We start from the raw sequence: 17,299 nt of genomic DNA on the forward strand, positions 1-17,299 counted from the left end.
CCGCGCCCACATGGCGCGGCATGCGGCGTTTTATCCCCCTCCGTCACCGCTGCGCGGTGCCACCTCCCCCTGGCGGGGGAGGCATGAGGCGCGCGAGAGTCTATCCCTCCGCCGGGCTGCCAGCCTCCGCCAGCAGCGCATCCACCCATGCCGGCACCAATTCCCCCGCCGGCCCCAGCCGCGTCTCGGCAAAGAAGCCGCTGCCCGCCGATCGCTCCAGGTTCAGCTCCAGCGTGTCGGCGCCGTAGGCCTCCGCCATCTGCACGAAGCCGGCGGCGGGATAGACGGCGCCCGACGTGCCGATCGACACGAACAGGTCGCACGCCGCCAGCGCCGCCTCGATCCGGTCCATGTGATAGGGCATCTCGCCGAAGAACACGATGTCGGGCCGCAGCGCCGGCTCGCCGCAATTGGGGCATTCGGTGTCGGGTGGCAGCGCGCCGTCCCAATCCTCGCGGATGCCGCAGACCGCGCACAGCGCCCATCGAAGCTCGCCATGCATGTGCAGCAACCGCGTCGCACCGGCACGCTCGTGCAGATCGTCGACATTCTGCGTCACGATCAGCAACTCACCCGGCCACGCGCGATCCAGCCGCGCCAGCGCGATATGCGCGGCATTGGGCGCGACCTCGGCCAGCGCCGCCCGCCGCAGGTCGTAGAAGCGATGCACCAGCGCCGGGTCCGCCGCCAACGCCTCCGGCGTGCAGACGTCCTCCACGCGGTGCCCCTCCCATAGCCCACCCGGCCCGCGGAAGGTGGCGATGCCGGATTCGGCGGAGATGCCGGCGCCGGTCAGGACGACGATGTTGCGGATGGCGGTCATGACCCGCGACGATAGGGCGGGAACCGGGTGGCGGGAAGGTGGTGGCCGGCGATCGGCGCACCACCGTCCCCGCGGTCAGAATTCCGACCAGTCGTCGTTGCTCACCGCCAGCGCGGTATTGCCGACCGCGCGCGGCGGCGCGGGGCGGGCGATACGCTGCGCGGCCGGGGCGGGGCGGTGACGCAGGACGGCGACGGGCACGGCGGCGCCCACCGGGGCCTCGCCCACCCGGAACCGAGCGATCTGGCGGCTCATCTCCTCGACTTCGGATGCCAGGCTGCGTGCGGCGGCGGTCGCCTCCTCCACCATCGCGGCATTCTGCTGGGTCACGCCGTCCATCTCGGACACGGCGGTGTTGATCTGCTGCAAGCCGGTCGCCTGCTGCTCGGCCGACGCCGCGATGGCGGAGACGAGGCCGTTGATCTCGCCGATCTTGCCGATGATGCGGCCAAGCGCGTCGCCCGTCTCGCCGACCAGTTGGACACCCGCCGTCACCTGGACCGAGGACGCGGTGATCCGCGCCTTCACGTCCTTCGCCGCTTCGGCAGAGCGCTGTGCCAGCGCGCGCACTTCGGATGCGACCACCGCGAAGCCTTTGCCGGCATCGCCGGCGCGCGCGGCCTCGACGCCGGCGTTCAGCGCCAGCAGGTTCGTCTGGAACGCGATGCCGTCGATGACGCTGATGATCTCGGAGATTTCGTGCGAGGTGCGCTCGATCCCGCCCATCGCGTCCACCGCGCGCTGCACGACCTCGCCCGAACGCTCGGCTTCGACGCGGGCGTCGCGCATCGCGGCGTCGGCGCGACCGGCACGCTCCGCCGTCGACCGGACGGTCGATGTGATCTCGTCCATCGCGGCTGCGGTTTCCTCCAGCGATGCCGCCTGTTGCTCGGTCCGTTGCGACAGATCGTCCGAAGCCTGGCGAATGTCGTTGGCGCCGCTGTTGATGCCGCTCGCCGACTCCGTGACCTGCGACAGGGCGCTGCGCAGCGATGCGGCCGCGTCGTTGAAGTCCGACTGCAGCTTGGCATAGGCGGGCGGGAAGCTGCCGTTCAGCTGGCAGGTGAGATCGCCGTCGGCCAGGGCGGCCAGCCCGGTCGCCAGCGCCTCGGTCGCCTGCGCGGCGGCCGCGGCCTTGTCCTGCTCGGCCCTGACGACGGAGTCGCGGAAGATGTCGACCGCCCGCGCGATGTCGCCGATCTCGTCCTGCTGATCCAGATGCGGCACGGTGGCCGTGCCATTCTGTGCGGCCAGTCCGCGGATCGTTCCGGACAGGCGTTTGACCGGCGCGACGACCTTCGACGCGATGATGAACAGCGACACGGCAAGCACCGCGATTCCGGCGAGCACCAGTGCGATCATGATCGTGCGGTTCGTCTGCGCGGTGACGGTGGCGTTGGTGCCGGTTTGCTCCGCGATCTTCAGTTGCAGGTCGACGAGCTTGCCGATCGAGTCGGACACGGGATCGATGGCTCGATATAGAGAGGTGACGACGAAATGGTCGAGCGCGGCGCGATCGCCGCTATCCAAAATCGTCTGAAGTTCGGCGACGCGCGCGTCCGCGATGCGCATGCGCGCCTCCGCCTCGTCGGCCAGCGCCGCTTCGTCGCCGGTGATGTGGGTGGCGCGATAGGCCTTCCAATGCTCATGCAAGGTGCGCAATCCGGCGCGCACTTTTGCCGACGATTGGGCGAAGCTGAGATTGCCGTTGCGCGCCTTGTGCGACGCATCGACGATATCGACGGCATATTTGTCTGCGACCATCTTCAGATCGCGCATCGGCACCACCCGATCCTGCAGGATCGAATCGAGCGCCGTCTTACTGTTGTGCATGCTCCACAGCGACACGCCTGCGAGCAGCACGATCGCCACGGCGAGGGATGCGAGGCAAGAAAAGAGCTTGTTGCGGATAGTCATGCGATCCTCCTGAGAGGACCCGATAAGCAACATGAGTTAATAAAAAGGTTCACTATGGCCATAAACCAAATGTGGGAAAGTGGCCTGCAGAACCTCCTTAAAGCAGTGGCTTATTGAAGTAGGGCGCCGCGCGGACGTATCTGTCCACCTGAAAAGACTGGAAAATATCGGCCGTTGCAAACCGATGTGATCACTGTCCGGCGAACAGCAAGTCTACCTTGATGGCGTTAGTCGGAATCGGAATAAGGAACAGCAGTACAGCACTGAACACTCCGATCAGGCCCCAGCCATAACGGCGGGCGCGCAGATCGACGATCCCTCTCGCAAGACAGTAGAGCGCGGGGATGGTGATCGCGATGATCGTCAGGACGGTGGTCCACATCAGAGCAGACTAGCTTGCGCGACCTTGGCAGGCAACGGCCGCAGGGGACGGGGCCGTCCTGTCCGCGCATCACGGATGGTGCGATAGTTCCGATCCGGATCAACCACATATTAAGAAACGGTCGATATCGGTTTAACCATGCTGTTCAAACGCCCTTCCGACACGCTCGAAGCACGCACTGCGCTCGCCGTCTTCCGCCATTCGCCCGACGCGATGATGCTGTTGCGCGATAATCGGTTCGTCGCCTGCAACGCGGCTGCCGAGCAGGTGTATGGCGCGCCGACTGCCGCGATCCTCGGGCAGAATCCCGTGGTCTTCTCGGCGCCGGAACAGGGCGACGGGCGTCCGACGATCGAACATGTCAACGAACGCGTCTCGCAGGCCATCCGTGACGGCCATGCCCGGTTCGAATGGCTCAACATGCGTAACGGCCAGATCGTGCGCATGCTGGTCACGCTGATCCCGGTGGCGATCGACGGCGGGGCAGAGGTCCTCGTGCTTGTGCAGGACATGACCGCGACGTCGCAGGTCGTCGATGCGATCGGCGAGGGGCTGGAACGCCTGGCCGGGGGCGACCTCACCGTACGGATCGACGCCGCGTTCACTCCGGAATTCGAACCGCTGCGCGCCAGCTTCAACAGCGCCGCCGCGACGATGCAGGATTCGCTCCAGACGGTGGTCGCGGTCGGCAACGGCCTTGCGTCGGGTTGCGGCGACATCCGCACCGCGGCGGACGATCTGTCGCTGCGCACCGAGCGTCAGGCGGCAAGCCTCGAAGAAACCGCGGCGGCGATGGACGAGATCACCAGCAACGTCCGCATCACCGCCGACACCGCCGGCCGGGCCGAGACGATCGTCGCCGGCGCGCACCGCGCGGCGGAGGAATCGAGCGTCGTCGTCGAGCGCGCCATGCAGGCGATGGCGGGAATCGAACGCGCGTCGAACGAGATTTCCGAAATCATCAGCGTCATCGACGGCATCGCCTTCCAGACGAACCTGCTCGCGCTCAATGCCGGGGTCGAGGCGGCGCGTGCCGGCGATGCGGGCAAGGGCTTTGCGGTCGTCGCCTCCGAAGTGCGTGCGCTGGCGCAGCGCTCGGCCGATGCGGCGCGCGACGTGAAGGCGCGGATCACCGCCTCGACGCTACAGGTCGACAATGGCGTCGGCCTCGTCTCCGAAACCGGCGCTGCGCTCCAGCGGATCATCACGCAGATGGCCGACATCAGCAGCTCGGTCGCCAGCATCGCATCCGCCGCGCGCCAGCAGGCCGGCGGGCTCAGCCAGATCAACACGGCGGTCGGCGAGATGGACGCGATGACGCAGCAGAATGCCGCGATGGTCGAGGAAACCACCGCCGCCGCCCGCAATCTGGCGGCGGATGCGGAACGCCTCGCCGATGCGGTCTGCCGCTTCCGCGTCGGCGAGGCGCGGCACGAGCCGGCGATGAGCGGTCGGGTCGTAGCCCTCGCCGGCCGCGCCCGCCGCTGATTCTCGGCGCGCGGGGCTGACCCCGGTCGCGCGCGGGTGGCGTCGGGCGCCGATCAATAATTCCGGCAAAAGCTCCCACCTGTCCTGCGCGCCCGACTTGTGCCAGACGGGCGGCATGACCTGTGACCTGCGCCGCCGTCGCTCCGCGAACCTTGCGTGTTCGTGCGCCCCTCGTGACCTGTCGGGGGCGCTATGACCGCGATCGGCATCTACGGCAGCAGCGGTCGTATGGGCCGCGCGATCGCGGAGCAGATCGAGGCGGCGGGCGCGCGGCTGGCGGGCGGCGTCGATGCCGGCGGCGATCCGCGCGCGCTTGCGCAGATATCCGACGTTCTGGTCGATTTCTCCACCCCCGCCGCGCTGGAGGCGCATGTCGCCGCCGCCCGCGCGACGCGCACGCCGATCGTCATCGGCACCACCGGCCTTAGCATCGACCAGCATGCCATGATCGACGCCGCGGCGACGGACATTGCGGTGCTCCAGACCGGCAACACGTCATTGGGCGTCACGTTGCTCGCACAATTGGTCCGCGAGGCGGCAACTCGGCTCGGCACCGACTGGGATATCGAAATCGTCGAGGCGCATCACCGCCACAAGGTCGACGCGCCGTCCGGCACCGCGATCCTGCTTGGCGAAGCCGCAGCGAGCGGACGGGGGACGACGCTGTCCGAATTGCGCGTCGACGGCCGCGCGGGGCTGACGGGCGCGCGGACCGAGGGCACGATCGGGCTGGCCAGCATCCGCGGCGGTTCGATCGTCGGCGATCACAATGTCGTCTTCGCCAGCGAGGGCGAGCGGATCGAACTCGCCCATCTGGCCCAGGATCGCGGTATCTTCGCCAAGGGCGCGGTGCGGGCCGCGCTGTGGCTGGCCGGCCGGCCCGCCGGCCGCTATCGCATGGGCGACGTGCTCGGCCTGTGATCACGAGGGGCCGGTGAAAAAGGCAGACGTCTTCGAATTCTACCGCCGTCTGGCGGAAGCGAACCCGCATCCCGAAACCGAGCTGGAATCGGGCAACGTCTTCCAGCTGCTGGTCGCGGTGGTGCTGTCCGCCCAGGCGACCGATGCCGGCGTCAACAAGGCGACGCGCGCGCTCTTTGCCGAGGTGAAAACGCCCGAACAGATGGTGGCCTTGGGTGAGGACGGCCTGAAACAGCACATCAAGACCATCGGCCTGTTCAATACAAAGGCGAAGAACGTCATCGCGCTTTCGGATGCCTTGATCGCACAGCACGGCAGCGAGGTGCCGAACGATCGCGCGGCGCTGGAAGCGCTGCCCGGCGTTGGCCGCAAGACCGCCAATGTCGTCCTCAACGTCGCCTTCGGCGCCGAAACCTTCGCGGTGGACACGCATATCTTCCGCGTCGGCAACCGCACCGGCCTTGCCCGCGGCAAGACGCCGCTCGCGGTCGAGTTAAAGCTCGACAAGGCGACGCCGCAGCCATTTCGCCTGCACGCGCATCACTGGCTGATCCTGCACGGCCGCTACATCTGCAAGGCGCGCACGCCCGAATGCTGGCGCTGCCCCGTCGCCGACCTGTGCGCCTATAAGCCCAAGACCCCGCCACCCAAGCGTACCAAGGCCCCATAAACCACTGGCGCAACCCCAACGCCTTTGCTAGGCGAGCCACCTAGGCACCCGTAGCTCAGCTGGATAGAGCGCTGCCCTCCGAAGGCAGAGGCCGCAGATTCGAATTCTGCCGGGTGCGCCACCTTTTCCGCCGTTTCTGGCCCCCGCACGCCTCGCCGCACTCGTAGAACCGCGCAGGAACATGCGCGCACAAACCCGGAACGTGCGTACAATCCGCGTACATCGGTTTGGCCAGATCCCAGCCCGCGAATCATCCTTGCCTACCTGAAGTCCGATCCATCGATCGTCGTACGGTTCTGGGATAAGGTCGACCGTCGCGGCGCCGACGATTGCTGGCCGTGGACCGCCAGCAGCGACGGGCGCGGTTACGGCCACATGAAGGTCGCAAGCCATGAGACGCGCAGCGCGCATCGTATTGCATGGGCAATCCACCACGATCGCGAGCCGGCTCCCCTGCTGGTGCGCCACGCCTGCGATAACCCCGCTTGCTGCAACCCAGCGCACCTGCTGCTTGGCACGCATCAGGACAACATGGACGACAAGACCGCCCGAGGGCGAGGACGAACCGGCCGTCAAGATGGCGAGCATAACGGCGCGGCGGTGCTGACCGAGGAACAGGTCGGACAGATCGTTCAGTGCTTTCGGGATGGCCTGAATAATCAGCAGATAGCCCGGCGGTTTCCGGTGAGCGATTCGCTGGTCAGCCGCATCCGCACCGGCCGGTCTTGGCGGAAGCAATCAGCAGCGTTCGGATGGGAGCCGCGACCGATGATCGCGCATCCGTTCTGCCAAATTGAAAAGGGAGCCGCATGATGCGCGGCGACTTCGGCTTGCCCGCCCCGCGCCAACGGGACGGGCTGCCAAAGACCGTAGGAGGGTCGAATGGCTGATGAACAGATAACGTTACGCGAGATTGTCGCAAGACGAATGCTACTAGACGAACTGGTTGACACGCAGCGAGACTTTGACACGACGTGGGCAGATGAGGCTAATGCGTGGCTTCGCAACGCCGATAGCGCCCTTGCCGTCGTAGCCGAGATGCTTCGAGGCGGCGGAGACAAGGTCCGCGGCGTCTGGTATGCGTGGGACAGTGAGCAGCGCGGTTATGCAAATGGCTTTGCAGATCGCATCTCGCCGAAGGCGTGGTCATGAATGTCCTGTCGCTGTTCGCCGGGATCGGTGGGTTCGACATCGGGCTGGAGCGCACTGGCGGCTTCAGAACCGTCGCCCTTTGCGAGGCGGACGAAAAGTGCCGGCGTGTGCTGGCAAAACATTGGCCAGGAGTGCCGATCTATGACGACGTGCGCGACCTCAGCGCCCAGCACCTTACCGCAGATGGAATTACCGTTGACGCCATCTGTGGGGGATTCCCCTGCCAGAACATCAGCCTCGCCGGCCGCATGGAAGGGATCGACGGTGCCAAGTCCGGCCTGTGGCAGCATTACCGGCGCCTCATCGAGGAAACGCGCCCCGCGTGGGTCATCATCGAAAACTCCCCCGTCCTTCGCTCTCGCGGACTGGAAGCAATGCTCAGCGAGCTCGCTTCGATCGGGCATGATGCGGATTGGCACTGTATCCCCGCTAACGCCGTTGGCGCACCTCACCGGCGGGATCGCCTCTGGATTGTGGCCTACCCCTCTGGCCAGCGAGACGGGTTTCCGCCGCTCGAAATTTCCACAGGGTGGGACCAGTCTCAGCACCGCGCTTGGTGGGATACCGAACCCACTGTGGGTCGAGTGGTTGATGGGCTTTCCGCCGACCCCACCGCTTAGCGCAACTCGGCAACGCCGTCGTGCCGGCTATTGCGTACAATATTGGGCAGGCAATCATCGCAGCCTGCCGGCGGAATAGGGTCCAGCATGAGCAGCAAGCCACCCATCCCGCGCGCCGATGCCAAGCTAATAGCTGAAACTTGCGCCGATCTGGCTGACAAAGTGCTGTACTGGAAAGACAGGGCTTTGCGCGCCGAAGAAGCAGAGCGGAAATTCGCCAGCGAGATTTACGCCACCACCCCCCACCACCTCGACAAGGGAGAGGGATAGATGAACCTAAGCCCAAGCGACAACGCGTTGGACGAGGCGTTTGACGATCGGCCGGCATCCTATGAGGATTTGCAGCGCGGCTATGAAGGCATGCGCGACCTATGCCGTGACGCTCAAGCCGGATGGACTGCCGAACGACGGAAGCTGTGGGCAGCAGAGGCGGCAATAGCTGAGGCCCTGCGCTGGCTGAATGTCGATAATGCATCAGGTACTGGCTACGTCACACGCATCTGGGAGGCGCGCAAGGCGCTGGCCAAGGTCTCCACCCCCACCACCAAACCCAGGAGCGCAGAATAATGGCGTACAGCGACTATGGCGGCTATGCGTACCGCAATGGTGAGCGGGTCGAGGAACGCAGCGATGCAGTCATTCGGCCGGATATGGTGAACGTCGGCGCAGCAGGTGCGTATCCAGGCTTCGTCGCCCTTGCCGCTGGCCAGACGCTGGCGCAGTTCGAGCAGGTGCGCGATGCCTCGCTGGATGGACATGTCGTGCTTGGCGATGGCCCGGTATTCGCAGTCATGTACAAGTCATGCCACCTGATGGCCTATAGGTTGGTAGACGGTGCATTCGTGAAAGCTCCCGAGTTGGACGGCCTTAGCGGATATGATTTGGCTAAAAACGACGCGCCTGCCGTTATCTTCGACCTTAGCGGCCATAAACTGGAAGTGCTGTTCGAACAGACCGACAATTACTATCAGTATGCGCGGCTGACGCATCCTGACGGCACGGTATGGACCGGCTTCAGCGGGTATGGTGTAGGTGCCGGTCTAGAGGACTGCGGCTACGGCTACAGCACCGAGGATCAGATCGACCGGCTGCAAGAGGTGTTCGCATGACCGACCTCACGCGCGAAGGGCTGGTGGAGCTGCTGGCAAGGGCGGATAAAGCTGCGGCACTTGGCCGAATGACGGGCAACCACAGCGATAAGCCGACGAACGTTTACCGGATTGTGGAGGACTTGGCGCTGGCTCTACGCGCCCGAGCGATGGAGGCGGGTCGTGGATAACGTCGTCGCATTCGTCTGGGGCGGACTGGTTGGCGCCGCAATCATGGACTTCGGTTGGCGTCGGTTGTCGCGGAAATGGGCAAACCTCGCCGAGATGATCGCCGAACTGAAAAAGACAGGAGCCACCGATGAGCGTTGAGGTGAAGCAGATCGATCAGGAGGCGGCGCGCCAGTTCATTTTGGATGAGTGGCCATCGTGGGACACGGATCATCAAACCGTTTCAGCGGCGCTGATGGTCGTCCTTGCCGCCCACCGCCGCCAAGCCGAAGAGGCGATGCGGAAGCGTGCGGCCGCGCTAGCCGAACAGCGCCTGTCGGTATGCGAGGATCTTGCTTGGCAAGCCAGGTTCGCTGTGTTCGAGGCGCTTCCGGATGCCATCCGCAGCATTGATACGCGGGGGGAGTGATGGAAATAGGACGATCCGAGGAACTGGTAGCCGTAGCAGAGGCCATGCGCAACGCGGTCATCCGAGACGACGAGGGCGAGTTTCCGCGCCTGTTTGACCTGCTGGATTTCAGCGGTGAGAACAAGGCGCATACCGTGGTGTATGGCCTCGCCCGCGCCGCGATCGTCGCGCTTGATGAGGTGAGGGGATTAAACGGAAAGCCCCGATCGTAAAAAGTGGCCACCGCGGATTATACATCCGTTGCATGTTCCGCTAACGTTCCACCATGGACCCGCGCTGCAAACACGCCGACGATATGGTGAACCCCATAACGGATGCGTGCGCGAAGGAGCTGGCAGCCTACACACCGGTCAGCGAAATACCGTTCGACGTACCGTTTGGAACGACGTGGTTCACCGCCACCGCTGAGTATCGGGACTTCTTCCGCGATCGGGCGCGGCGGTTTCTGGCTGGCGATCTGTCCATGCTGCCGATGAAGGGGTGAGGTGGCGGCTACCGGAACCGCCACCCCAAGCCTGATGCGCCGACCGGGTAAGCCCAATCCATAGCGCAGAGCAGGGACCTTCTACACCATTTTCCCAGCGGCGTAACGATGCCGGGCTTGTGTGCTAGTCAGCTTAGCTACTGCATCTTCAGGCGACCAACCCAACGCCAATCGCTTCCTCAACGTTATGCGCGAGACGCTGAACTGTGGATCGGCGTGGAAAAGGGACCCCGTTAGCGGGGTGATCGGCGTCGAAAAGGGACCCCTCATCCTGGTGTTCTAGGCTGTTCGCTTGGCGGTGTGTCAGGCGGCGAGATCGGGATGCTGGTATTGGAGACGGTGTTGAGGATCCGGCGCGAGCACGCGTCGGGCAAGGCCATCAAGGCGATAGCGCGGGACCTGCACCTGTCGCGCAAGGTGGTGCGCAAGGCGATCCGGGCGCCGGAAGCGGACATGGGTTATCGGCGAGAGGTGCAGCCGCTGCCGAAGCTGGGGCCGTTTCAGGCGCGACTGGATGCGTTGCTGGAGGAAGATGAGGCACGGCCGCGGCGCGAGAAGCTGCGCCTCACGCGCATCCACGACCTGCTGCTACGCGAGGGGTTCGATGGCTCGTACGACGCGGTTCGCCGTTATGCGGCGCGCTGGCGGCAGGCGCAGCGTCGCGACGTGATGAATGCGCCGGCGTTCATCCCGCTGCTGTTCCGGCCGGGCGAGGCTTACCAGTTCGACTGGAGCCACGAGGACGTCGAGATCTCGGGCAAGCCGATGCGCGTGAAGGTCGCGCATGTCCGGCTGTGCGCGTCGCGGGCAATGTATGTGCGGGCCTATCCCCGCGAGACACAGGAGATGCTGTTCGACGCGCATGCACGGGCGTTTGCTTTCTTCGGAGGCGTGCCGACGCGCGGCATCTACGACAACATGAAGACGGCGGTGACGAGCGTGTTCACCGGCAAGGAGCGGGTCTTCAACCGTCGCTTCCTGGTCATGGCCAACCATTACATGGTCGAGCCGACCGCCTGCTCGCCGGCGTCGGGCTGGGAGAAAGGTCAGGTCGAGAACCAGGTGCAGACCGCACGCGGTCGCTTCTTCCAGCCGCGCCTGCGATTTACCGGCCTCGAGGAGTTGAACGGCTGGCTGGAGGCGGAGTGTCGGCGCTGGGCAGAGTTGCACCAGCATCCCGAGCAGAAGGAGCTGACAGTCGCCCAGGCATGGGCAGCAGAACGGGCGGTGCTCCAGCCTGTTGTCGCACCCTTCGACGGCTTCCACGAGAGCGAGCATGCGGTAAGCGGCACATGCCTCATCAGCTTCGAGCGCAACCGCTATTCCGTTTCTGCCAGGGTGGTGCGACGTGCCGTCCAGGTCCGCGCCTATGCCGACCGCATCGTCGTGCGCTGCGACGGTGAAGTCGTCGCCGACCATCCCCGGTTCTTCGGCCGCGACCGGACCATCTACGACCCGTGGCACTATCTGCCGGTGCTGGTGACCAAGCCGGGTGCCCTGCGCAACGGCGCACCGTTCCAGGGCTGGGAGTTGCCGCCTGCGCTGGCACGACTGCGGCGCAAGCTTGGCACCGGCGACGATGCCGACCGGCGGTTCGTGCGGGTGCTGGCAGCGGTGCTCGACGACGGGCTGGAGGCGGTAGAAGTGGCCGTGCGCGAAGCATTGCTGGCCGGCGTCGCCAGCGACGACGTCATCGTCAACATCCTGGCCCGCCGGCGCGAACCGCCGCGACCGCTGACTATTGTCACGCCAGAAGATCTGGCGCTGCGCCATCCGCCCCGTGCCGACTGCAACCGCTATGACAGCCTGCGAGGTCTCCATGCAGCGGCATGAGATGATGACGGCCATGGCCGAGTTGGGGCTGAAGGGCATGGCTGGCGCCTTCGACGAGGCGGTCACTACCGGTCTCCAGCGCAAGCGCACGACCATGGAGGTCCTGACCGACCTGCTGCGTGCCGAGGCGACGCACCGCCATGCAGCCTCGGTCCGTTACCGGATGTCGGCCGCCAGGTTACCCGCGGTGAAGGACCTCGACGCCTTCGTCTTCGGCGACACTCCCATCAACGAGGGACTGGTGCGCTCGCTGTACAGCGGCTCGTTTCTTCCGGGCCAACGCAACGTCGTGCTGGTCGGTGGAACGGGTACCGGCAAGACGCATCTCGCCACCGCCATCACTGCCAATGTGGTACGAGCCGGCGCCCGCGGACGCTACTTCAACACAGTGGACCTGGTGAACCGGCTCGAGGAGGAAACGCGCCTCGGCAAGGCCGGCACGCTGGCGGCCCAGCTTTCGCGCCTCGATCTCGTGGTGCTCGACGAGCTTGGCTACCTGCCGTTTGCACGCTCGGGCGGTCAACTGCTCTTCCACCTCGTCAGCAAGCTCTACGAGAAGACCTCGGTCATCGTCACCACCAACCTGGCCTTTGGTGAGTGGCCGACCGTCTTTGGCGACCCCAAGATGACCACCGCGCTGCTCGACCGCATTACCCACCATTGCGACATCGTCGAAACCGGCAACGACAGCTGGCGCTTCAAACATCGAAGCTGAAGCCTGGGGCACCGGCAGAGAACGCTTCGTGCTGGTTGCGCCTCCGGTCGGGCTACGCCCGCCCTACGCCGCAACCAGCACGAACAGTGCGCCCGTCATACCCGTTACGCTGCTCGACGAAGGGGGTCCCTTTTGCACGCCGATAGGGGGTCCTTTTTGGACGCCGATTGACAACCGGGTGTCGACGAGGTCGGTGATGGTGCTGTGCCGGAGCGTATAGGCGGCAGTCCCCACCGGCAGCTTTACGGCGGCGACGGCGTCGGCAATCGGCCGCTTCCACGTTTCTTTCGCCCAAGGCTTGTCGTTCGCGCGGGCTAGGGGGGGAGCGGGGGGGGCTCCCTTCAGCGCGGGCGCCGAGAAGCTCCGCAGCTTTGCTCGGTATGAGGATGCGCCGCGGCTTACCGCTCTTGTCATGTCCTATGCTCAATTCCGACGTTCGCGCGTCGAAGTCGGCGACGGTCAGGCGCGCCACAGCGCCCGGACGCAGCCGCCGTAGGCATAGTGGCCGGATGAACGGCTCCGCTTCGGGATCGATCTTTTGCAACGGCAAACGCCGCTGATCCCGATCGAGATAAAGGGTACGCTGGGCGATCGGCATTTCGGATCGCGCGCAGGGCTTCCTGCCACGCGGCCTCCGTCCCAGGCGTTCCTGGCGTCAGCACCTTGTTGAGGGCTGCCCGAAGAGTGGCCAATTCACGATTAATCGATGACGGCGCGCGAGGGCGCGTGACCTGCGGTCCCTTCTTGCGACGTGTCACCAGCGCCGGCTTCTGCTGCGGGCGCTGGCGCCATGCCTGAAAGTGGCTGCGCCGAAGTTTTGTCAGCTTTACGCTGGCGATAGGGTCGGAAAAAATGCCGCATGTGACGCGGCCTACGACGTCGGGGTGGGTTTCAAGGTAGCGTCGGCAAGCATCCTCGACGGTGTCGATCCGCTCCGCAGGCTGGCCGCCTGACTCGACCAAAAGCGCGACCGCTTCAGCCGCTTTCTTTGCATCAGCGAACCGCTCACGACCGGGGAGGGTGCCGAAGTCGCCGAGAGCCTTGAGGTGATAGCGGCGTTGTCCCTCATCGTAGGCGCGCCATCCACGTTCCCGCACCTTCACGTGCGGACGGACGGTAACCATGAAAGCACCCTGGCTGAATGCGTTGCCAAAACGGCTCGCGCTGCGCCCGCAGCGCATCCTGCTCCTTGACCCTGCTCAAGTCGATCGCCATGATCCAACTTCGGCTAATTCCTTGCGGAAAAATCACGGAAAACATGGCCGGATAATGTTGTACGCCATGGTGCAACAAATCAAACAAATACAACCCGGTTATATATTTCAATACTTCTTAAAAGTAATGCCTTTCGGCGCTCCGAAGGTAGAGGTCCCAGGTTCGAATCCTGTCGGATGTGTCAAAATCGGCAACTGCCTTCTTCCATGGCTTTGATAGTGGACTGACCTTCACGGGTCGGACACGTCTGGTATTCTGAGCGTTGCGCCTGTTCCTGACGCGCTATCGCTACATTCCATCGTTGCTACGAATAGGGTCGATCACGAGGATCAGGCGCTGTCCGCCCGTGGCGGCGATGGGCGGTGATCGGTGGAGGCCGGTCGGGGGATCGAGCAGCATCCGGCCTTTGAAGACGCCGACTGCGCCGGTCGGCACCTCGCAGATCGCATCCGGCGCCGCGGCGCGGCACCATTGCGTTCCCGGCCCCGCATAGGTGCATAGCAGCCGCAGCGTGACATAGTCGGCATGGAAGCGCCGGCAGGCATCTGTCTCGATCACTTCGAGCCGCAGCCGGAGGTGATCGTCACCGGTCAGCGCTGCCTGCCGCCGGAGCAGGAGGCCGATGTCCGCAGCAAGCGGGGTGGCGATATCGTCGGGGTAGCCAGCGTCGCGCAGCGTATCATCGAGCGGCGCGTCCGCGTCGAGGTCCAGCGTCACGTCATCGACCGTGTCGAGGTCCAGCGCAGCCAGTCCGGCCTGCAGTGCGTCGGGGAGCGGGCGCCACCAGATCGCCAGCGCTGTTTTCGGGCGGGCGATTGCGTCGAGCGACATGCGATCATAACCGAAGGCAACGACGTCCTCTAGCATGGCGGGCGTCATACGGAGGTCTCCAGCTGGCGCTCACCCCAAGCCGGGAATGGGTCTGGCAGCGACGTCCACAGCGTCGGGGTAAAGGCAGAGGCGGCCACCAAGCATGCGTCGAGCCGGCGCCGGAGGGAGGGTTCGTCCATGGTTATGCCTATGAATACGATTTCCTGTCGGCGGTCGCCCCAGATGTCGTCCCAATGCTGGGCAACGAAGTCTTCGAAGCGGCCGTCGTCGGGCCAGTGATGCTTGGGCACCGCGGCCCACCAGCGGCCCATCCGCGAGGTGGTCGTCTGGCTGCCCGCCACCGCCAGCTCGCCGACCCAGTCGGGGCGCGTCGCGAGCCAGAAATGCCCCTTGGCCCGCACGACATTTTCGAGCCCCCCTTCGGTCAGGAACGCATAGAAGCGCGCCGGATCGAACGGCGCGCGGGCGCGATAGACGAAGCTTTCGATCCCATATTCCTCGGTTTCGGGCTGATGGTGGGCATAGCCGTACAGCTCCTTGGCCCACAGCGGGTGGCGCGCCGCTTTCTCTTCGTCGAACATCCCGGTGGCGAGCACGAGGTCGAGGTCGACGCGCGCCTGATCGGCGGTCACGATCACCGCATCGGCGTTCAGGCTGGCGACGAGCTTCTTGACCGTGGCCAATTGCTCTGCGGACACCGACGAGGCCTTGTTGACGATCACGACGTCGGCGAACTCGATCTGCTCGACCAGCAGGCCGACGAGACTGCGCGTATCGTCTTCCCCCATGCTCTCGCCGCGATCGGCGAGGAAATCCTGGCTGGAATAATCGGCCAGCAGGTTGAGCGCGTCGACCACCGTCACCATCGTGTCGAGCCGCGCGACGTCGCCCAGCGACACGCCGTCCTCGTCACGGAAGGAGAAGGTGGTGGCGACCGGCAGGGGTTCGGAAATGCCGGTCGATTCGATCACCAGATAGTCGAACCGCCCGGCCTCGGCGAGCGTGCGCACCTCGGCGAGCAGATCGTCGCGCAAGGTGCAGCAGATGCAGCCGTTGGTCATTTCGACCAATGCCTCCTCCGACCGCGACAACGCCGCCTCTCCGCCGCGCACGAGATCGGCGTCGATGTTCACTTCCGACATGTCGTTGACGATCACCGCCACGCGCCGCCCTTCGCGATTGGCGAGGATATGGTTGAGCAGCGTCGTCTTGCCCGCGCCGAGGAAGCCGGACAGGACGGTCACGGGCAGACGGGTGTCGGATGGGGAGAGGCTTGCCATGATGACGGTCCAATGTGATATGTTACAACATGACCTATCCAGAGATGCCCAACGATGTCCAGTGACATCCTGATCATGAAACCGCGTGGACCGATGCAGGTGAGGGCGGGCCGTGGCGCCGTCGCGGCGAGGCGTGTGGCATGAGCAGCGTTCCAGAGGGGCCGGGCACGCGTATTCCCGTGTCGGTGCTGACCGGCTTTCTCGGCAGTGGCAAGACAACCGTCCTCAACCATCTGGTCCGGTCCCCCGGCATGGCGCGGGCTTTGGTCGTCATCAACGAGTTCGGCGCGGTGGGGCTGGATCACGAATTGATCGCCCGATCGAACGAGGATCTGGTCGTCGAGATGATGGGCGGCTGCCTGTGCTGCACCATCCGCGGCGACCTGTCGCGGACGCTGCGCGACGCGCCGTGGCGCTTCGCCCGCGACGGCGAGTGCTGGTTCGACCGCGTGGTGATCGAAACCACCGGGCTGGCCGATCCCGCACCGATCCTGCACACGCTGATGACCGATCCGCAGCTGGCGCCGCTCTATCGGCTGGATGCGGTCATCGCGACGGTCGATGCGGCGGCGGGCATGGCGACGCTGGACGCCCAGCCGGAAGCGGTGAAGCAGGCGGCCGTCGCCGACCGGCTGCTGCTGACCAAGACCGACCTTAGCGATGCGACGTCACAGCAGGCGATCCGCGACCGGCTGGCCGCGCTGAACCCCGGCGCGCCGATCATCGCGGTGACCAACGGCGCGGTCGACCCCGCATCGCTGTTCGACGTGGGGCTATGGGACCCGGCCAGCAAGAGCGAGGACGTCAATCGCTGGCTGGCGCACGAGGCCGCGCATGCCGGCCATCACCACCATCACCATCATGACGTGAACCGGCACGATGCCGGTATCCGCGCGACCTGCCTGACGTTCGATACGCCGCTGGAGCCGCTCGCCTTCGATCGCTGGCTGGGGCTGCTGACCATGTTCAAGGGCGCCGACCTGCTGCGCGTGAAGGGCATCGTGAACCTCGTCGGGCATGACGCGCCGGTGGTCATTCACGGGGTGCAGCACGTCTTCCACCCGCCGATCGAACTCGATCGCTGGCCGTCGGCGGACCGGCGCACGCGGATGGTGTTCGTCACGCGCAACATCGATCCCGAAGAATTGCGGGGCACGTTGGCGCTGATGACCGTGGGCCTGAACGGCGTCGACCTGCAGGGACTGATCGAGAGCGTGACGCCGTGATGGTCGGCGTGATCCGGGGCGACGACACTGCCGCCTCCGCGCGCGCGTAGCGATCG

General features: G+C 65.3%; 24 protein-coding genes and 1 tRNA gene. 19 read left to right on the forward strand and 6 right to left on the reverse strand.

The window, feature by feature from the left end; translation table 11 throughout:
- Positions 1–100 precede the first annotated feature (100 nt).
- From A7E77_RS10505 to A7E77_RS10515, 3 genes are all read right to left on the reverse strand, one after another.
- Entirely contained in the window at positions 101–823 is a 723-nt protein-coding gene (locus A7E77_RS10505; RefSeq protein ID WP_063687824.1) for an NAD-dependent deacylase, read from the reverse strand.
- 75 nt (positions 824–898) lie between these two features.
- Positions 899–2,740, reverse strand: a complete 1,842-nt coding sequence (locus tag A7E77_RS10510; RefSeq protein ID WP_063687826.1) for a methyl-accepting chemotaxis protein — start codon at positions 2,738–2,740, stop codon at positions 899–901.
- 190 nt (positions 2,741–2,930) lie between these two features.
- Positions 2,931–3,122: a hypothetical protein gene (locus A7E77_RS10515; protein WP_063687828.1), complete on the reverse strand. Its 192-nt coding sequence runs from the start codon at positions 3,120–3,122 to the stop codon at positions 2,931–2,933.
- Positions 3,123–3,260: 138 nt separating this feature from the next.
- Here A7E77_RS10515 and A7E77_RS10520 point away from each other — a divergent pair, with 138 nt between their 5' ends.
- The 17 genes from A7E77_RS10520 (at position 3,261) to istB (ending at position 12,691) form a co-directional block, all read left to right on the forward strand.
- A complete protein-coding gene (locus tag A7E77_RS10520) occupies positions 3,261–4,610 on the forward strand; it encodes a methyl-accepting chemotaxis protein (protein ID WP_063687831.1) in 1,350 nt (449 codons plus the stop codon).
- Between the two features lie 192 nt (positions 4,611–4,802).
- Complete coding sequence (dapB, locus tag A7E77_RS10525; protein WP_063687833.1) at positions 4,803–5,531, forward strand: 4-hydroxy-tetrahydrodipicolinate reductase; 729 nt, start codon at positions 4,803–4,805, stop codon at positions 5,529–5,531.
- A 13-nt stretch (positions 5,532–5,544) separates the two neighbouring features.
- Positions 5,545–6,201: an endonuclease III gene (gene nth, locus A7E77_RS10530; protein WP_063687836.1), complete on the forward strand. Its 657-nt coding sequence runs from the start codon at positions 5,545–5,547 to the stop codon at positions 6,199–6,201.
- A 44-nt stretch (positions 6,202–6,245) separates the two neighbouring features.
- Positions 6,246–6,322, forward strand: a tRNA-Arg gene (locus A7E77_RS10535).
- A 254-nt stretch (positions 6,323–6,576) separates the two neighbouring features.
- Positions 6,577–7,014, forward strand: a complete 438-nt coding sequence (locus A7E77_RS17365; protein WP_078462271.1) for an HNH endonuclease signature motif containing protein — start codon at positions 6,577–6,579, stop codon at positions 7,012–7,014.
- 69 nt (positions 7,015–7,083) lie between these two features.
- Positions 7,084–7,353: a hypothetical protein gene (locus tag A7E77_RS10540; protein WP_151895475.1), complete on the forward strand. Its 270-nt coding sequence runs from the start codon at positions 7,084–7,086 to the stop codon at positions 7,351–7,353.
- Entirely contained in the window at positions 7,350–7,973 is a 624-nt protein-coding gene (locus tag A7E77_RS10545) for a DNA cytosine methyltransferase (RefSeq protein ID WP_063687840.1), read from the forward strand. The genes A7E77_RS10540 and A7E77_RS10545 overlap by 4 nt, the downstream gene beginning before the upstream one ends.
- 87 nt (positions 7,974–8,060) lie before the next feature.
- On the forward strand, positions 8,061–8,243 hold the full coding sequence (locus A7E77_RS10550; RefSeq protein ID WP_063687842.1) for a hypothetical protein: 183 nt from the start codon (positions 8,061–8,063) through the stop codon (positions 8,241–8,243).
- Positions 8,244–8,540 carry a hypothetical protein gene (locus A7E77_RS17735; RefSeq protein ID WP_192929960.1) on the forward strand — a complete coding sequence of 99 codons (297 nt, stop codon included), beginning with the start codon at positions 8,244–8,246 and terminating at the stop codon, positions 8,538–8,540. It begins immediately after the preceding gene.
- On the forward strand, positions 8,540–9,082 hold the full coding sequence (locus A7E77_RS10555) for a hypothetical protein (RefSeq protein ID WP_063687844.1): 543 nt from the start codon (positions 8,540–8,542) through the stop codon (positions 9,080–9,082). The genes A7E77_RS17735 and A7E77_RS10555 overlap by 1 nt, the downstream gene beginning before the upstream one ends.
- Positions 9,079–9,252: a hypothetical protein gene (locus tag A7E77_RS17975; protein ID WP_192929961.1), complete on the forward strand. Its 174-nt coding sequence runs from the start codon at positions 9,079–9,081 to the stop codon at positions 9,250–9,252. Before A7E77_RS10555 ends, A7E77_RS17975 begins: the two co-directional genes overlap by 4 nt.
- Positions 9,245–9,391, forward strand: coding sequence for a hypothetical protein (locus A7E77_RS17980; RefSeq protein ID WP_192929962.1), 147 nt, complete (start codon positions 9,245–9,247; stop codon positions 9,389–9,391). The genes A7E77_RS17975 and A7E77_RS17980 overlap by 8 nt, the downstream gene beginning before the upstream one ends.
- Entirely contained in the window at positions 9,381–9,659 is a 279-nt protein-coding gene (locus tag A7E77_RS10560; protein ID WP_063687846.1) for a hypothetical protein, read from the forward strand. The genes A7E77_RS17980 and A7E77_RS10560 overlap by 11 nt, the downstream gene beginning before the upstream one ends.
- Positions 9,660–9,703: 44 nt before the next feature.
- The gene (locus A7E77_RS17985; protein WP_192929963.1) at positions 9,704–9,871 is read left to right on the forward strand and encodes a hypothetical protein; all 168 of its coding nucleotides are present in this window, start codon (positions 9,704–9,706) and stop codon (positions 9,869–9,871) included.
- A 53-nt stretch (positions 9,872–9,924) separates the two neighbouring features.
- Positions 9,925–10,143, forward strand: a complete 219-nt coding sequence (locus tag A7E77_RS10565) for a hypothetical protein (protein ID WP_063687848.1) — start codon at positions 9,925–9,927, stop codon at positions 10,141–10,143.
- Between the two features lie 321 nt (positions 10,144–10,464).
- Positions 10,465–11,976 (forward strand): IS21 family transposase, encoded by a 1,512-nt coding sequence (gene istA / locus A7E77_RS10570; protein ID WP_010487546.1) that lies wholly within the window; start codon positions 10,465–10,467, stop codon positions 11,974–11,976.
- Positions 11,963–12,691, forward strand: a complete 729-nt coding sequence (gene istB, locus A7E77_RS10575; protein ID WP_062127353.1) for an IS21-like element helper ATPase IstB — start codon at positions 11,963–11,965, stop codon at positions 12,689–12,691. The genes istA and istB overlap by 14 nt, the downstream gene beginning before the upstream one ends.
- 410 nt (positions 12,692–13,101) lie before the next feature.
- On the opposite strand, the gene A7E77_RS17370 is transcribed toward istB, so the two are convergent.
- Positions 13,102–13,815, reverse strand: coding sequence for a hypothetical protein (locus A7E77_RS17370; protein ID WP_226341719.1), 714 nt, complete (start codon positions 13,813–13,815; stop codon positions 13,102–13,104).
- On the opposite strand from A7E77_RS17370, the gene A7E77_RS17990 reads away from it, so the two are divergent.
- Positions 13,814–14,122: a hypothetical protein gene (locus tag A7E77_RS17990; RefSeq protein ID WP_192930048.1), complete on the forward strand. Its 309-nt coding sequence runs from the start codon at positions 13,814–13,816 to the stop codon at positions 14,120–14,122. The two genes, A7E77_RS17370 and A7E77_RS17990, sit on opposite strands and share 2 nt — an antisense overlap.
- A gap of 72 nt (positions 14,123–14,194) precedes the next feature.
- Here the strand turns inward: A7E77_RS17990 and A7E77_RS10580 are convergent, their stop codons facing one another.
- Both A7E77_RS10580 and A7E77_RS10585 read right to left on the reverse strand, forming a co-directional pair.
- Entirely contained in the window at positions 14,195–14,773 is a 579-nt protein-coding gene (locus A7E77_RS10580) for a DUF1826 domain-containing protein (protein ID WP_226341720.1), read from the reverse strand.
- An 8-nt stretch (positions 14,774–14,781) separates the two neighbouring features.
- Positions 14,782–16,017: a GTP-binding protein gene (locus tag A7E77_RS10585; protein WP_192929964.1), complete on the reverse strand. Its 1,236-nt coding sequence runs from the start codon at positions 16,015–16,017 to the stop codon at positions 14,782–14,784.
- Positions 16,018–16,157: 140 nt separating this feature from the next.
- Here A7E77_RS10585 and A7E77_RS10590 point away from each other — a divergent pair, with 140 nt between their 5' ends.
- Positions 16,158–17,243: a CobW family GTP-binding protein gene (locus A7E77_RS10590; protein ID WP_063687854.1), complete on the forward strand. Its 1,086-nt coding sequence runs from the start codon at positions 16,158–16,160 to the stop codon at positions 17,241–17,243.
- The last annotated feature ends 56 nt before the right edge of the window (positions 17,244–17,299 follow it).

This window comes from Sphingomonas sp. NIC1, assembly GCF_001638925.1.
In the GTDB taxonomy this organism is placed as follows: Bacteria; Pseudomonadota; Alphaproteobacteria; order Sphingomonadales; family Sphingomonadaceae; genus Sphingomonas; species Sphingomonas aquatilis.

Bases quoted from the DNA above. Each gene is read 5' to 3' on its own strand.
- A7E77_RS17975 (WP_192929961.1), top strand. From the start codon at position 9,079: ATGACCGACCTCACGCGCGAAGGGCTGGTGGAGCTGCTGGCAAGGGCG.
- A7E77_RS10510 (WP_063687826.1), bottom strand. From the start codon at position 2,740: ATGACTATCCGCAACAAGCTCTTTTCTTGCCTCGCATCCCTCGCCGTG.
- A7E77_RS10540 (WP_151895475.1), top strand. From the start codon at position 7,084: ATGGCTGATGAACAGATAACGTTACGCGAGATTGTCGCAAGACGAATG.
- A7E77_RS10580 (WP_226341720.1), bottom strand. From the start codon at position 14,773: ATGCTAGAGGACGTCGTTGCCTTCGGTTATGATCGCATGTCGCTCGAC.
- A7E77_RS10550 (WP_063687842.1), top strand. From the start codon at position 8,061: ATGAGCAGCAAGCCACCCATCCCGCGCGCCGATGCCAAGCTAATAGCT.
- A7E77_RS10520 (WP_063687831.1), top strand. From the start codon at position 3,261: ATGCTGTTCAAACGCCCTTCCGACACGCTCGAAGCACGCACTGCGCTC.
- A7E77_RS17985 (WP_192929963.1), top strand. From the start codon at position 9,704: ATGCGCAACGCGGTCATCCGAGACGACGAGGGCGAGTTTCCGCGCCTG.
- istB (WP_062127353.1), top strand. From the start codon at position 11,963: ATGCAGCGGCATGAGATGATGACGGCCATGGCCGAGTTGGGGCTGAAG.
- istA (WP_010487546.1), top strand. From the start codon at position 10,465: ATGCTGGTATTGGAGACGGTGTTGAGGATCCGGCGCGAGCACGCGTCG.
- A7E77_RS10565 (WP_063687848.1), top strand. From the start codon at position 9,925: ATGGACCCGCGCTGCAAACACGCCGACGATATGGTGAACCCCATAACG.
- A7E77_RS10545 (WP_063687840.1), top strand. From the start codon at position 7,350: ATGAATGTCCTGTCGCTGTTCGCCGGGATCGGTGGGTTCGACATCGGG.
- A7E77_RS10590 (WP_063687854.1), top strand. From the start codon at position 16,158: ATGAGCAGCGTTCCAGAGGGGCCGGGCACGCGTATTCCCGTGTCGGTG.
- A7E77_RS17365 (WP_078462271.1), top strand. From the start codon at position 6,577: ATGAAGGTCGCAAGCCATGAGACGCGCAGCGCGCATCGTATTGCATGG.
- dapB (WP_063687833.1), top strand. From the start codon at position 4,803: ATGACCGCGATCGGCATCTACGGCAGCAGCGGTCGTATGGGCCGCGCG.
- A7E77_RS10555 (WP_063687844.1), top strand. From the start codon at position 8,540: ATGGCGTACAGCGACTATGGCGGCTATGCGTACCGCAATGGTGAGCGG.
- A7E77_RS17370 (WP_226341719.1), bottom strand. From the start codon at position 13,815: ATGGTTACCGTCCGTCCGCACGTGAAGGTGCGGGAACGTGGATGGCGC.
- A7E77_RS10560 (WP_063687846.1), top strand. From the start codon at position 9,381: ATGAGCGTTGAGGTGAAGCAGATCGATCAGGAGGCGGCGCGCCAGTTC.
- A7E77_RS10585 (WP_192929964.1), bottom strand. From the start codon at position 16,017: ATGGCAAGCCTCTCCCCATCCGACACCCGTCTGCCCGTGACCGTCCTG.
- A7E77_RS10515 (WP_063687828.1), bottom strand. From the start codon at position 3,122: ATGTGGACCACCGTCCTGACGATCATCGCGATCACCATCCCCGCGCTC.
- A7E77_RS10505 (WP_063687824.1), bottom strand. From the start codon at position 823: ATGACCGCCATCCGCAACATCGTCGTCCTGACCGGCGCCGGCATCTCC.
- A7E77_RS17990 (WP_192930048.1), top strand. From the start codon at position 13,814: ATGAAAGCACCCTGGCTGAATGCGTTGCCAAAACGGCTCGCGCTGCGC.
- A7E77_RS17735 (WP_192929960.1), top strand. From the start codon at position 8,244: ATGAACCTAAGCCCAAGCGACAACGCGTTGGACGAGGCGTTTGACGAT.